Below are 13,457 nucleotides of genomic sequence, written 5' to 3' on the forward strand. Positions count from 1 at the left end.
CCGACGTGTCTACTTTCCGGGGGCCAGGCCCGTGCCCAATCAGCCATCCACCACTGCTGGCCAACAACACGCATCCAACGCTGCCTCGTCCACGCCCAACGAACAGTCCGCCGCCACACCACCAGCAACCCCCGCACCGATGCCGGCAAAACCCTCTACCGCCTAGCCCTGAAACTCACTCGCATCACCGACATTGACCAAGCATCCACATGGGTCGCCCACCTGCACGAATTCGACCACACCTACCGGGAATGGATGAACGAGAAAACCACCATCAAAGACCCCGTTACCGGCGCCTACACCAAGGTCTACACCCACCAACGCGTCCGAGCGGCCTATCAATCATTGCTATCTCTGCACCGCAGAGACCTGCTGTTTACCTACCTGCAACCCCCACCAACAACCATCGACCCCGACAACCTTGCAGCAACAACAAACAGCCTCGAAGGTGGCATCAACGCCCCCATAAAAGAACTAGCCCGCAGACACCGCGGACTATCACTACCGCATCAACGCACAGTGATGGATTGGTGGCTGTATCTACATACAGAAGTCCCTGACGATCCGGTCAAGATCGCCAGGGACCAACGATGGGGTCAAGACGCACTTTCCACAGCAACAGACATGATCACCCACGACACCACAGCCACTACCAATGACATCGGTGCACCAGCAGAATACGACACCGCCATCGACACCAGCTACCAACACAACCTCGGCATCCAAAAAGGCTGGATCAAATAACCGCAACACGCCCGGAAAAGACACACTTTTCTTTACTTAACCCTACTTAACCCGATTTTGAGCCCAGTGCACCATCTAGTGCACCAAGTGGCGATTTCAGTACAAAATGAAGAAGACCCCTACCAGGATATTCCCTGGTAGGGGTCGGAAGTTGGTAGCGGGGGCAGGATTCGAACCTACGACCTCTGGGTTATGAGCCCAGCGAGCTACCGAGCTGCTCCACCCCGCGTCGAGATGTACTTCCAAACATCAAGCGCTCTGCACACTGTCCCGTGTGCTGGCGACGGATGTAACTATACAGACACCTTGGCGCCTACCCAAATCCCCTGGGCAGGCGCCATTTCATAGGTGAGGCGCCGAGTTTTCGCCGGCACCTATCCGGACTTACTGAGACTGCAGGGAGCGGTAGTCCTCCACTGCCTTATCGAGCTCGTCCAGGGCCTTGCCGTACTCCTCAAAGGAGCCGTTCTTGGCCTTGTCTACACCATCGAGAGCCTTGTTGATGGCGTCGATAGCCTCGCCCTCGTCAGATGCCTTCGGAGCGGAGGCCGGTGCGGAAGACTCAGAGTCCTTCTCTTCGTCCTTCTTATCGGCGGCATTGGCCTCCTCGTCATCCTTCTCCGTCTGCTTACCGGAGTCACCCTCAATTTCGGTGATGTCCTGGGCGGCCTTCGGGTCGATGCCGACCTGCTCTAGGGCCTCACCAATCGTCGGCGCATAGCCCACGCGCCCCTTGTAGGACACCAGCACGCGCAGCAGCTTCGGGAACGCAGACTCCTGGCCCTTGCGCTGCGAGTAGATCGGCTCCAAGTAGAGGATCTCTCCCCCACCCACTGGCAGGGCCAGCAGGTTACCGTTCTTCAGGTCATTCGAGCCCTGCCACAGTGTGCGGTCACGAGCCACCTGATCAGAAGACATCATGGCGTCCTGCGCCTGCTTAGGGCCTTGGGTCTGGGTATTCGTCGGCAGCACGCGCACGGTGATATCACCGTAGGTCTCCGGATCAGAAGACACCGCCATGTGTGCAGAGAGGAACTGACGGTTCAGACCGCGGTAGGAGGTGATGAGTTGGAAGCTCGGCTTGTTGGTCTCCGGGTCGGAAGCCAGCACGTAGTACGGCGGCTGGTTCAGCCCCTGGGATTCACCGGCAGTCGGATCCTCCGGCACGGACCAGAAGGCGTCGTTGTTGAAGAAGACGCCCGGGTCATCTACGTGGTACTTGGCCAGCAGGTTGCGCTGCACCTTGAACATGTCCTCCGGGTAGCGCATGTGCTGACGCAGCTCGTCGGAGATCTCCGACTCGGGCTTGACGACGCCCGGGAAGACACCCTCCCATGCCTTAAGCACGGGGTCTTCGGTGTCGAACTCATAGAGATCGACGGTGCCATCGTAAGCGTCGACAGTCGCCTTCACCGAGTTACGGATATAGCCCACCTGATCGTTGACCAAGCGCTGCGTCGTGCCCGTCGGGTTCTGTGCGTCCTGGGTGGTCTCCGTCAGGGAGGTGCGCTGCGAATACGGCAGGGAATCCAAGGTGGTGTAGCCATCGACAATCCACTTGATGCGGCCGTCGATGACCGCCGGGTAGGTGGAGGAATCCGTCGTCAGCCAGGGAGCAACCTTCTCCACGCGCTCGCGCGGGTCGCGGTCATAGAGCAGCTTGGACTCCGGCCCCACGCGGTCCGAGAGCAGGAAGTTGAGTTCCTGGTACTTCAGCGCAAAGGCAGTGCGGTCAACAATGTTGCCGATGTCGACGCCACCCTTGCCGTCATAGGTGTAGGTGGAGGTATCGGTGTCGTATTCGACGGACTCATCACCCGTCTTGCCCACGATGGCGTAGTCCATCCCATCCTGGGCGCTAGCGATCACCGGGCCGAAGTAGGTTCGCGGCTGGTCCACCTTGATACCGAGGGATTCTTCAGCATTCTGGGTTTCGCCCTCACCCTCGGCGTCCTTGCCCGCCTGGGTCTGCAGGTCCGCCACCGTGAAGATGGGGAAACCACCACGGGCCGAACCGGCATCACGAGCTACCTCATCGACTGTGTTGGCCTGCGCCGCAATGAAACCATTGCCGTGGGTATACACGGTGTGGCGGTTAATCCAGTTCTGCTGGTTCTCCTGCAGCTCGTTCGGGTCCAGCTCGCGGGCTGCGACCACGAAGTCACGGAGTTCGCCATCGATTTCATAGCGATCCATCGCCAGCGTCTCTGGGAAGCCGTAGAAGTTCTTCAGCTGCTGCATCTGAGTAAACGTCGGCGCCAAGATGTCCGGGTCCAGCAGGCGCAGGTTGGAGATGGTGGAGTCATCCGAGGCAACCTTGTCATCGGCGACGTCCTCCGCGCCCCAGTTCTCCTCGTAGGTCACCTTGTCGTCTGTGAGGCCATAGGCAAAGCGAGTGGACTCGATGTTGCGGGAGATCGACTCCGCCTCTTTAGCCTGGCGGTTCGGGTTCACGGAGAAGCGTTCCATGATGAGCGGCCAGCCTTGGCCAATGACCAAGGAGGACAGCACCATGAGCACCACGGCCAAGCCAGGGATGCGCAGGTCCTTAATGACCACTGCAGAAAAGATCGCCACGGCCACGAACACGCCGATGATCATGAGGATGATCTTTGCCGGCAGGTAGGCATTGATGTCCGTGTAGGAACCACCCGTAAACAGCGAGTGCTGGTTGTACAGCAACTCGTAGCGCCCCAGCCAGTAGCCAGCCACCTGGAGCAGCATCCAAATGCCACCGGTGACGGCGAGCTGCGTGCGCGCTGCTTTCGACAGCGAACCACGCACGCCGGCGGCGCGATTGCCCAAGCGAATGCCGCCAAGAATGTAGTGCCCCACAAGTGCGATGAGGAAGCACACTGCGACCAGCATGGAAGCAGCGCTGACCAGCATTGACCACACCGGCAAACGGAAGGCGTAGAAGCCAAGGTCGTGGTTGAACTGCGGGTCGGCCACCCCAAAGTCATGAGAATTGAGGAAGAGCATGACGGTCCGCCAGTTGGCTTGCCCCAACAGGCCGGAAACGACGCCGACGAGGACTGGGATGACCTTGAGGAAGACACTCATCGTGCTCTCAATGGATTTGCGGTACTGATAAACGGGGGAATTGAAGTCCGCCATGTCCATCGAGTCACCGCGTCCCCGCCACACAATCAGGCCCGCAACGTACGTCACAGCCGCTGCTACGAGGCCGAAGAGGATGAAGAGGACGATGCGCGTCACCAGGGTCTTGGTGAAGACCCCACGGTACTCAATCGCGCCGAACCACTTCCAATCCGTGTAGAAGCCCACCAACATGGGGCCAATGAACAAGAGGACCGCGATGATGGCGACAACCCACGAGAGAAATTTGGGCGGACGTTTCATCGGGGCGGCGGGTCGGTTGAGTCCGGAAGCCAACTCCAGCTCCAATCAAGTGTCGTGCGAATATAGAGGTATCAAGCTTCTAGTCTAGAGAAGCACTATGACCGTCAACGAACAAGGACGCTTATGAGTTCCCAACCTTCCTCCCAGCCCGCTGTACACCGCGCGCTCAACAAGGCGATGCGCGAAGCCGTGGATTTCATCCACGCCGAAGGCTGGGATGCGCCTCCTACCCTTTTTGCTCTCGTCCCTACTGAGCTGGTGGCCACCCAGCTTGGGGACGTCGATGACTCCTCTCCCCTCACCCTCGTGGTGCAAGAATTGCCGGAAGGCATCGAACCGGGATCGGAGCACCTCGCGGACTACGTCTCGCGGCTAGCATGGCCGCGGGAGATCGCCGGCGTCATCCTGGCCCAGGAGATCATGTTTAAGGACACCTCGGACGCCGCGCTTGGCGACGCCCGCCCCGCCCGCCTCTTCTCCGGAGTCCTGCGGGCTACCGCCCTGGACGGAAGCTCCACAGCCGATGCAGAGAGTGTCGACAACGATGGCGCGGAGCTCACCCTGCTGCAATTGCGTCCGACCGAGGAGGAACTAGCGGAGGCCGGCCCCTTCGCAGAAGACGATATCCAATTGCGTGGCGGACCGAATGTGGCACCGGGGGTCATCGCTGCGCTGCGCTACGGGTTGGAGCAAGATCCGGAGGAAATGCTCTAATCGACTAAACTCAGAATGCAGTGGCCATTAGTGCTCAGCTCTCGGGGCTGGGCACGCAATTGATAGAGGAGTCTCTCGTGCGCTTGACATCCCGCTTCACCGCCGCAGCTTCGGCCGTGCTTGCCACCGGCTGCCTGCTCTCCGCATGTGGGAAGGACGATGCCCCCTCCCCTGACCCAGCGCCTGCGAGCGAAGCAACCACCGTCGCCGCGGAGAAGACCAGCGCGCCGGCCCCAGCCACGTCCGCCGAGGAATCCGAGACGACCTCTCCTGCCGCCTCTGAGTCTGAGACCAGCTCAGACGCGAAGGATGAATCCTCAGCCCGCAGCTCCGCCGACCGCAAAGACAAAGACAAGGACGCCAGCGAGTCCGCGGAGCCCAGCGGGGCGTTTAATGCTTCCGTGGAGCAAGCTTATGAAATCTTCGGTGGGCTCGTACCGGAGGGGATCTTCGCGCAATTCGACCGCTGCGATCCCAATGGCGTGACGGATTCTTTCAACTGCTCTGGCTCGGAGGTAGGCCAGTTCCAGTTCTTCAAGTCCAAGACCAAGGCTTCCCAAACCACCCAGGTGCTCACCGAGCTGCGCAGCTCCCGCGTCATCGAGGACAGCGGCAACCGCGTCGTGGGCTGGTCCATGCTGGGCAACACGGCCATCCTCACCGTCGTTGACAACGATGAGGGCCTTATCATGCAGCAGATGATCTCCACGGACCAGGACGATCCGGAAGAGCGCCTCAAGGAGCTAGGCCTGGTTTAGCGGGCTAGCCTTCACAGGTCTCGACGGGCCTGCCCTCCGCAAAATCCTGCATGGCCTCGATGGCATCATCCAGCGTGTGGACCTTAGCCACCACCATGTCTCCGGTATCGCGGCTGACTGCCTCCGCGCAGTTGTCGGCTGGGGCGAGGAAAAGCTCAGCGCCCGCTTCCTGAGCCGCGTGAACCTTGTGGACGATACCGCCGATGGGGCCGACCTTGCCGTCCTCACCTATAGTGCCGGTGCCGGCGACAAACCGGCCGCCGGTGAGATCTTCGCTAGAGAGCTTGTCAATCACCGCCAAGGTAAACATCATGCCGGCCGAGGGGCCGCCGACGTCCTGCAGGTTGTAATCCACCGTGATGTCCTCGGTGGGAACCGAGGTCATAAGGATGCCTAGCAGGGCCACGTCCTCCTGCTCGGGGTGGGAGCCGAGGGTGACCCCGACAGTCTTTTCCTTGCCCTTGCGAACAATGCCTAGCTCCACCTCATCGCCAGGCTGAAGAGCGCGAATCTTCTCTTGCACTTGGCCAGGCTCCGTGACCTTGTCACCGTTGACGGTGGTGATAATGTCGGCGTCGTCAAGCGCGCCTGCTGCGGGGCCGTCATCGAGTACTTGTGCCACCTCGATTCTCACCGGTTTGTCCAGATAGTCCATGGCGGCGACCGTGGCCGCCGACTCGGACTGGGTAAAGGCCTGCTGATTGGCCTCCTGGACCTCCTTATCTGTCTTGCCCTGCGGGATGACATTTTCGATGGGGACGATGGTGTCATCCGTAAACAACCACCGCCCCAGGGCCTGGGCCAGCGTCATGTTGGTGCGCACGGAGACCGTCGTCATGTTGAGCTGCCCCTCCGGCTGGAACGTGTCCGGAGCTTCGACGTTGACGACGGGTTCCCCATCCACCTCGCCCAGGGTATCCACGGTAGGACCTGGCCCCTCGGCGGCATAAGGCACCGACAAGGTGATATCGGTGCCGGGAATGTGGTCGATGCTGAGCAGGGCTCCCGTCAGCACCACCGGGATGGCTCCCCACGTCAAAGTGGACAAGCGGCGGGTTCGGGGGTTCTGCGGAGTTTTCACGGAGGATCAGCCTACAGCCTTGTGGAGCTTGTTCGCTCTCAGCGTTGCCGTGGTCCTAGAATCCGCGCTAGGAAACCTAGTAGATTGGGGTCCATGAGCAACGGATTCGGTTTTTCCTTCCCCAATAACGACGATGACGATGATAACGATCGTCGCGACCAGAACCCGTTCGGCGCCTTCGGCTTCAGCGCAGGCAACGGTGGCCTAGGAGACCTGTTGAATCAGTTCGGCCAGATGCTCTCCGGCATGGGTTCCTCCATGAACTCCCCGGAGGGTTCCGGCCCGGTCAACTATGACTTGGCCAAGCGCATCGCGCACCAGCAAATCTCCCGCGACAAAGAGGTCAGCGAGCAAGACCGCACCGCCGTGCAGGAAGCCGTGAGGCTAGCGGAACTGTGGCTAGATGATGCCACGATCCTGCCCACCGCATCCGGCACCGTCACCGCGTGGAATTCCGCGCAGTGGCTGGATGAGACGCTGCCGATGTGGCAGCGCATGGTCACCCCGGTTGCGGAGCACATGAACTCCGCGCAGCTGGAATCCCTGCCGGAGGAAGCCCGCGAGATGATGGGCCCGATGACCTCGATGATGAACTCGATGTCCGGCATGAACTTCGGCATGAAGCTGGGCCACGCGCTGGGTGATCTGGCTGCGCAGGCATTGACCGGTTCTGACTTCGGCTTGCCTGTCTCCCCCGCAGGCACCACTGCACTCCTGCCGCACAATATCCAGGCCATTGCGCGCGATCTCAACGTTCCGGGCCAAGAAGTGCTGGTCTATATCGGTGCCCGTGAAGCCGCCCGCCAGCGCCTGTTCAAGCATGTGCCGTGGTTGGTCGAGCGCCTCGTCTCCTCCGTTGAGGAATACGCCATGGGCTTGGTTATCGATACCTCCCATATCGAGGAAGCTACCCGCGAGCTCAACCTGGAATCCGGTGACCCTGAGGCCATCCAGGACGCGATGAGCAAGCTACAGGGCATGGACTTATCCCCGCGGATCACCTCCCGCAACGCAGTCGCGGCTTCTCGTCTGGAGACCCTCTTAGCACTCGTCGAGGGATGGGTTGAACACGTGGTGACCGAGGCCCTGGGAGAGCGCATCCCGTCCACGAAGGCAATGACCGAGGCGTGGGCGCACCGCCGCTCCACTGGCGGCTCCGCAGAGAAGGCCTTCTCCCAGGTCGTCGGCATCGAGCTCAATGCCCCGAAGGTGGAGGCGGCCGCTGAACTCTGGCGCCGCGCCACCGTCGCGGTGGGCGCCGACAAACGTGACTCCGCCTGGGACCACCCGGATCTTCTGCCCACGGCCGAGCACCTGGAGAACCCTGCGTCCTTCATCGACGGTTTGCTCGATGACACCCCTGATGAGGGCTTTGAAGAAGAATTCTCCAAGCTGGAGGAGATGCTCCGCCAGCAGGACGCCGGTGATACTGCTGGCAAGGAGAAGGACGCCGACGAGGATAAGGAAAACAAAAAGGACAAGCCGGAAGACGAGAACTAACGGAAGCGCTGGTAGGCCTCGAGATATCCTTTCGCGCGCTCGGCTTTGGGGGCTCGATCGGCCCACTCCCAGAAGTCCGGACCATGACCCGGGATGAAGGTGTGCGTTAACTCGTGGATGATGACCGCGTCGAGGACGTAGTCGGGAACATCCTGCAGCCGGTCAGAAATCCGAATATCTCCCGTTGAGGTAGTGCAGCTACCCCAGCGGGATTTTTGGTTACTCACCCACCGGATAGAACCCACCGTGGCGCGGCCCTCCAAAAAGCGGGCATTCAGTGTGCGGGCGCGGTCGGCCAGGGAATCGTCGGAAAGCTGCGAAGAGGTGTGCTTTTTGCGCACCTTCGCCACGATGCCATCCACCGCTTCGCGCTCTTCCGCCGCTGACATCCACGCGGGAATGCGCACCTCCAGAACACCGTCGACCACGCGGGCTTGGACGGTGCGACGGCGCCGTGCCGAACGGATGACACGTACCTCGGGATTGCTCGACATGACAGGGCATTCTACCTGTGGTGCAATGGTGTCTAAACACACCTGGGGTGGGGCAAAACGGGGAGGACAGTCTTGAGTGCACAGACGTACATGCTGGCGCCGGAAACCACCATTCTTGAGCGCGAACCCGGAATGCTCCAGTGTGGGATGGATGCCACGCGAGTCGGGGTTTTCGAAGCCCACCCGCAGCTGGCGGGCTTGCTCAACAGACTGCGCACGCCGCTGACCCGACAAACCATTGAAAAATCCATTGAGAATACGGGCATGAGCCCCTCAGCTGCCCGCAGCTTAGTGGAGGATCTGATTAGCTACCGTGTTTTGTGGCCGGCGCCCCGGCCGCAACGTGTGGCTGTGCTGGGGACCTCCGCCCTGGCCAATGAGCTGCGCGACGTCCTGCTTGGTGATTCCTTCCAACCACGCTCTCCTCTCCACAGCGAAAGTCCCGCCGAGTACATCGCAAACGTAGCCGGGCACCTGCCTATCGTGGCTGTCGACATGCTGGATGGTGCCACGGAGTGGGCACAGGCACTGCGCAATTCCCCAGCCACCTGGTTACCGGTATCTATGATCGATGCCCGCGGCATCATCGGACCAGTTCGCATCGACGGGTCTGGCCCCTGCCCACTGTGCGCGCATCTGCACCGCATCGAATCAGACGAGCTATGGCACGAGGTGGCCCACCGCGCCGCGACAGTGGAAGCACCGGGCGACCCCATCGTGCGTACTGCGATAGTGATGCATGCAGTGGTGATTATTCGCCGGCTCTTGGGAAGGCCGGCCCCGCCAGGAGCGCCCGGCGGCAAGCCGCTCGCCGGCGAACTCACGGAGATAGACCTCTACGGCCTAGAGCAGCGGAGGCTTCTCATGGAACATCCTCGATGCACGTACTGCGCTGCTTCTTAGCTCCTCTTAGCCGCGGGAAGAAGCAATGATCTGCAGCACCTCCGCACCATAGCGCTCCAGCTTCGAGGGGCCCACCCCGGAGATATCCAGCAGCTCCGCCTCGTTGGCTGGAAGAGCCTCCGAAATCGCTTGCAGAGTCGCATCAGAAAAGACGACGTAGGCAGGAACCTGAGAACCCTTCGCCACAGACGCCCGCCACGCGCGCAGCGCGTTGAAGACATCCTCATCACCCTCATACTCGCACCACTCGTGGCGGCCGAGGACCTTCTCCGCCGGGCTGCTGAGCTGCCCCGAGCACACTCGGCAGCGGCGCGGGCGATAGCGACGGTTCGATGACTGGCTTTCCTCGATTCCCGGGACCACGCCGTCCAGGAAACGAGTTCGCTCACGCGAGGCCCGCGAACCCGTGGTCTTAGCCAGCGCCCACGACAAAGCTAGGTGCTCGCGGGCACGGGTAATGCCGACATAAAACAGCCGGCGCTCCTCCTCCACGTGTTCATCGCCGGCCTTGATGGCGTGGTTAATGGGCAGGAGTTTTTCGGTGAGGCCTACGAGGAACACCGCATCCCACTCCAGGCCCTTGGCAGCGTGAATGGTAGCGAGGGTCACGCCCTCCATCGTGGGGTTGTGCTTGTTTTCAGAACGACGGTGCAGCTCACCCAATACACCAGGAAGGTCTATCCCCTCGTGGTCCTCCACGATCTGCGCGATGAGGTCCACCAACGCCGTGAGCGACTGCCAGCGCTCGCGGGCCTGCGCACCCTGCGGTTCCGTGGCGGATAGTCCCAACTCTACGAAGGCCGCACGTGCCACAGCCACCGGATCATTCGGCAAATCATCGCGGCGCGTGGCAGCGATGAGCACGCGGATGGCCTCCAAAATCTCTGGGCGGCGGAAGAAGCCTTCGCCACCGCGGACTTGGTAAACCACTCCAGCGTCAGCAAGCGCCTGCTCGAACTGCTCCGACTGCGCGTTGATGCGGTAAAGAATTGCGATTTCGGAAGCCTTCACTCCCTGGTTCAGCAGGGTCAGAACCTGGCCTGCGACCTCCTTGGCCTCGATCTCCTCAGACTCATAGGCCTTAAACGAGGGCTCGGGTCCAGGCTCGCGCATGCCCTGCAACTCCAAACGGGTCCCCGCCGCGCGGCCCGTGGCCTTCGAGATGACCTCGTTAGCCAGGTCCGTCACTTGCGGGGTGGAGCGGTAGTCTCGCTGCAGCTTGACCACGGTGGCCTGCGGGTAGGTGCGGGAAAAATTCAGAAGGTAGTCCGGCGAAGCACCGTTGAAGGAATAGATGGTCTGGTTGGCATCGCCCACGACCGTCAGGTCATCGCGCTCCCCCAACCAGGCCTCCAGTACTCGCTGCTGCAGCGGTGTGACGTCTTGATACTCGTCCACCACAAAGGTTCGGTACTGCTCACGGAAGACCTCCGCCACCGCAGGCACGTTCTCGATGGCGCCGGCGATGTGCATGAGCAAGTCATCAAAATCGAGGTACATGAGATCCGGGGTGGCCTTCATGTCCTCATAGCGGCGGAAGACCTCCGCCACCTTGGCCGGATCCCCCGGCGCCTCGCGGTCCGTGGATTCGATGACACCGGGATAGCCCTCGGGGCTAATCAGTGAAGACTTTGCCCATTCGATTTCCCCCAGGAAATCACGAATGGTGTCCTTGTTGTTGTCCAGGCCAAGCGAGCGGACCGCGCGGCCGACCAGGCTGAACTTGTTGTCAATGAGCTGCCAGGGCAGATCCCCAGCAACCTGCGGCCAAAAGTACTTCAACTGGCGGCGCGCTGCGGCGTGAAAGGTTTGGGCTTGTACTCCCCCAACGCCCATCTGGTTGAGCCGCTCGCGCATTTCACTCGCGGCGCGAGAGGTGAAGGTGACGGCCAGAACGCGCTGCGGGTTGACGAAACCCTGGTCCACCATGTGAGCGATGCGATAGGTAATCGTGCGGGTCTTACCCGTTCCGGCACCCGCCAGGATGCAGACTGGGCCGCGCGGCGCCGTGGCTGCGGCTCGCTGGTCTTCATCGAGCAAGGACAGATCCGGTCTCATCACCGTGGAACCACTCCATAATCATCGTGTGTGCAATTGAACCCTTGCGGGCAATGGTCAGTTCTGGCAGCTCAGCGCGGGACACCCACCGCACTTCTGCGAGCTCTTCGTCAGTATCGCACACGGGCTGGACATCCTCCGTGACCGCGGAAAAGCCCACCATCAAAGAGCCACTAGGCGGCCAGGGCTGCGAGCCCCAATAGGAAACTGACTCAACGCGACGACCGGTTTCCTCCAGTGCCTCGCGGATCATCGCTTCTTCAAGGGTCTCGCCGGGATCGACATAGCCGGCGATGAGTGAAAAGAATCCTGGACGGTGACGGTTGCGAGCCAGCAGGATACGGTCCGACTCCGCGTGGTGAATGATGCCGATGACGGCGGGATCCAAGCGGGGAAAGACGAGGCGTTCGCCATCATGTCCCACGCCCCCTGGCGCAGGGTAGGACAGCTCCCGCCCAGTGCGTGGATCAAAGCGCGCTTCCCGACGGTTACGGATCAGATGCAGGGCTTTGAGAATGTCGCGCTGACCGTTAAAGAAGGTGGCATCGCGCAGTGTACCGAGCCGCTCGGCGGCCTCGGACTCCACCAGGAAAGCGTGAATATCCCCGGCCGCAACCACGATCTCCCCCGTCGGCTTAGCCAGAAAGACCGGCTGGCCTTGTGGCGATACCGGGACAAGGCCAGTCTCGGTGACGGGCAGGAACATTAGTTGCCTTCATCCTCGTCTTCATCGGTATCTTCCGCAGCCTGCTGCATCTCATGCTTGATATAGAGCAGGCGGTCACCAGGCTTGAGTGCATACGCGTCTGCCGTATCGACACGGTGTAGCTCGTTGTTGCGCAGAACCGCCAGAACAATGTCGGCGAGGTGACGTGGATTGGAGCCCACTTCGAATTCGCGCACCGCACGCTCGGCCACGGAAAAGCCCTCGTTCGGCGAGAGGAGGTCCTCCATCATCTCCACCACCGTCGGTGTCACGGTGGCTAGGCCCAGGAGACGTCCGGCGGTCTCTGCGGAGGTGACCACCGAATCGGCACCGGATTGGAGGAGTAGGTGGCGGTTCTCGGATTCACGCACGGAAGCGACCACCTTGGCCTTGGGGTTGAGCTCGCGCACGGACAAGGTACACAGCACCGCGGTATCGTCCGTGGACGGAGTCACCACCACCGACGAGGCGTGCTGCGCGCCGGCGATGCGCAGCACGTCTTGCTTGGTTCCGGAGCCGTAAATGGTGACGAGGCCGTGGTGCTCGGCGCTGGCTAGGGCCGCGCGGTTGTTGTCAACAACCACGATTTGGGAGGCGGGAACGTCATCGGCGATGAGGGCGGCGACCGCACCAGCGCCCTTAGTGCCATAGCCGATGACAACGGTGTGGTTACGCAATTGCTTTCTCCAATTCTGGATTTCAAAGGTGCGGCGGGCTCGATCCGTCAGAACCGACAAGGTAGCACCGACCAACAAAACAAGGAAGAGCAGGCGGGCCGGGGTAACGATAATGAGGTTGATGAAGCGCGCGGTGGGGGTGACGGGAACGATATCGCCATAGCCCACAGTGGTCAACGACACCGCTGAATAGTAGGCGGCATCGAGGAAGGACAGGTCTTCGCTGTAGCCATCACCGTCGAAAAAGACGATGATGGTGACAAAGACCATCAGCCCCATAGCCCAGATAACTCGGCGCGCCAGTTGCTTCCACGGGCTGGTGCTCGCGGTACGCGGAATCGTGATGACGTCAAGCAGCGCATGGTCAGGCTGCGAGGTCAGCTCTACCTGCGACAAGAAACGCGACGTAATGCGTTTGCCTAAGTGCTTGGGCACGAAGCGCCAACCTCCCTAGATGAT

General features: G+C 61.2%; 11 protein-coding genes and 1 tRNA gene. 5 read left to right on the forward strand and 7 right to left on the reverse strand.

Translation table 11 applies throughout. The features are described from left to right. On the forward strand, positions 1–744 hold a 744-nt coding region (locus tag HMPREF2781_RS02330), incomplete at its 5' end, for an IS1249 family transposase (RefSeq protein WP_141750564.1). A 152-nt stretch (positions 745–896) separates the two neighbouring features. On the opposite strand, the gene HMPREF2781_RS02335 is transcribed toward HMPREF2781_RS02330, so the two are convergent. Continuing rightward, a tRNA-Met gene (locus tag HMPREF2781_RS02335) sits at positions 897–973 on the reverse strand. Positions 974–1,128: 155 nt separating this feature from the next. Then, entirely contained in the window at positions 1,129–4,107 is a 2,979-nt protein-coding gene (locus HMPREF2781_RS02340) for a UPF0182 family protein (RefSeq protein WP_070644453.1), read from the reverse strand. 123 nt (positions 4,108–4,230) lie between these two features. On the opposite strand from HMPREF2781_RS02340, the gene HMPREF2781_RS02345 reads away from it, so the two are divergent. Beyond that, a complete protein-coding gene (locus HMPREF2781_RS02345) occupies positions 4,231–4,821 on the forward strand; it encodes a PPA1309 family protein (RefSeq protein ID WP_070644067.1) in 591 nt (196 codons plus the stop codon). A 77-nt stretch (positions 4,822–4,898) separates the two neighbouring features. Beyond that, positions 4,899–5,579, forward strand: coding sequence for a beta-N-acetylglucosaminidase (locus tag HMPREF2781_RS02350; RefSeq protein ID WP_070644070.1), 681 nt, complete (start codon positions 4,899–4,901; stop codon positions 5,577–5,579). A 4-nt stretch (positions 5,580–5,583) separates the two neighbouring features. Here HMPREF2781_RS02350 and HMPREF2781_RS02355 read toward each other — a convergent pair whose 3' ends face one another. Continuing rightward, positions 5,584–6,660, reverse strand: coding sequence for a YlbL family protein (locus tag HMPREF2781_RS02355; RefSeq protein ID WP_070644071.1), 1,077 nt, complete (start codon positions 6,658–6,660; stop codon positions 5,584–5,586). A 93-nt stretch (positions 6,661–6,753) separates the two neighbouring features. On the opposite strand from HMPREF2781_RS02355, the gene HMPREF2781_RS02360 reads away from it, so the two are divergent. Continuing rightward, the gene (locus HMPREF2781_RS02360; protein ID WP_070644074.1) at positions 6,754–8,160 is read left to right on the forward strand and encodes a zinc-dependent metalloprotease; all 1,407 of its coding nucleotides are present in this window, start codon (positions 6,754–6,756) and stop codon (positions 8,158–8,160) included. On the opposite strand, the gene HMPREF2781_RS02365 is transcribed toward HMPREF2781_RS02360, so the two are convergent. Next, complete coding sequence (locus HMPREF2781_RS02365) at positions 8,157–8,654, reverse strand: M48 metallopeptidase family protein (RefSeq protein ID WP_070644078.1); 498 nt, start codon at positions 8,652–8,654, stop codon at positions 8,157–8,159. The two genes, HMPREF2781_RS02360 and HMPREF2781_RS02365, sit on opposite strands and share 4 nt — an antisense overlap. A 72-nt stretch (positions 8,655–8,726) precedes the next feature. Here HMPREF2781_RS02365 and HMPREF2781_RS02370 point away from each other — a divergent pair, with 72 nt between their 5' ends. Next, positions 8,727–9,557 (forward strand): hypothetical protein, encoded by an 831-nt coding sequence (locus tag HMPREF2781_RS02370; protein ID WP_070644080.1) that lies wholly within the window; start codon positions 8,727–8,729, stop codon positions 9,555–9,557. Positions 9,558–9,563: 6 nt separating this feature from the next. Here HMPREF2781_RS02370 and HMPREF2781_RS02375 read toward each other — a convergent pair whose 3' ends face one another. From HMPREF2781_RS02375 to HMPREF2781_RS02385, 3 genes are read right to left on the reverse strand one after another with little or no spacing between them, the layout of a single operon-like run. Continuing rightward, entirely contained in the window at positions 9,564–11,615 is a 2,052-nt protein-coding gene (locus HMPREF2781_RS02375; protein WP_210385993.1) for an ATP-dependent DNA helicase UvrD2, read from the reverse strand. Continuing rightward, the gene (locus HMPREF2781_RS02380) at positions 11,587–12,321 is read right to left on the reverse strand and encodes an NAD(+) diphosphatase (protein ID WP_070644086.1); all 735 of its coding nucleotides are present in this window, start codon (positions 12,319–12,321) and stop codon (positions 11,587–11,589) included. The genes HMPREF2781_RS02375 and HMPREF2781_RS02380 overlap by 29 nt, the downstream gene beginning before the upstream one ends. Beyond that, the gene (locus tag HMPREF2781_RS02385; protein WP_070446120.1) at positions 12,321–13,433 is read right to left on the reverse strand and encodes a potassium channel family protein; all 1,113 of its coding nucleotides are present in this window, start codon (positions 13,431–13,433) and stop codon (positions 12,321–12,323) included. Before HMPREF2781_RS02385 ends, HMPREF2781_RS02380 begins: the two co-directional genes overlap by 1 nt. Positions 13,434–13,457: the final 24 nt, after the last annotated feature.

Source organism: Corynebacterium sp. HMSC062A03 (assembly GCF_001811145.1).
GTDB lineage: Bacteria > Actinomycetota > Actinomycetes > Mycobacteriales > Mycobacteriaceae > Corynebacterium > Corynebacterium aurimucosum.

Bases quoted from the DNA above. Each gene is read 5' to 3' on its own strand.
- HMPREF2781_RS02340 (WP_070644453.1), bottom strand. From the start codon at position 4,107: ATGAAACGTCCGCCCAAATTTCTCTCGTGGGTTGTCGCCATCATCGCG.
- HMPREF2781_RS02345 (WP_070644067.1), top strand. From the start codon at position 4,231: ATGAGTTCCCAACCTTCCTCCCAGCCCGCTGTACACCGCGCGCTCAAC.
- HMPREF2781_RS02360 (WP_070644074.1), top strand. From the start codon at position 6,754: ATGAGCAACGGATTCGGTTTTTCCTTCCCCAATAACGACGATGACGAT.
- HMPREF2781_RS02365 (WP_070644078.1), bottom strand. From the start codon at position 8,654: ATGTCGAGCAATCCCGAGGTACGTGTCATCCGTTCGGCACGGCGCCGT.
- HMPREF2781_RS02375 (WP_210385993.1), bottom strand. From the start codon at position 11,615: ATGAGACCGGATCTGTCCTTGCTCGATGAAGACCAGCGAGCCGCAGCC.
- HMPREF2781_RS02380 (WP_070644086.1), bottom strand. From the start codon at position 12,321: ATGTTCCTGCCCGTCACCGAGACTGGCCTTGTCCCGGTATCGCCACAA.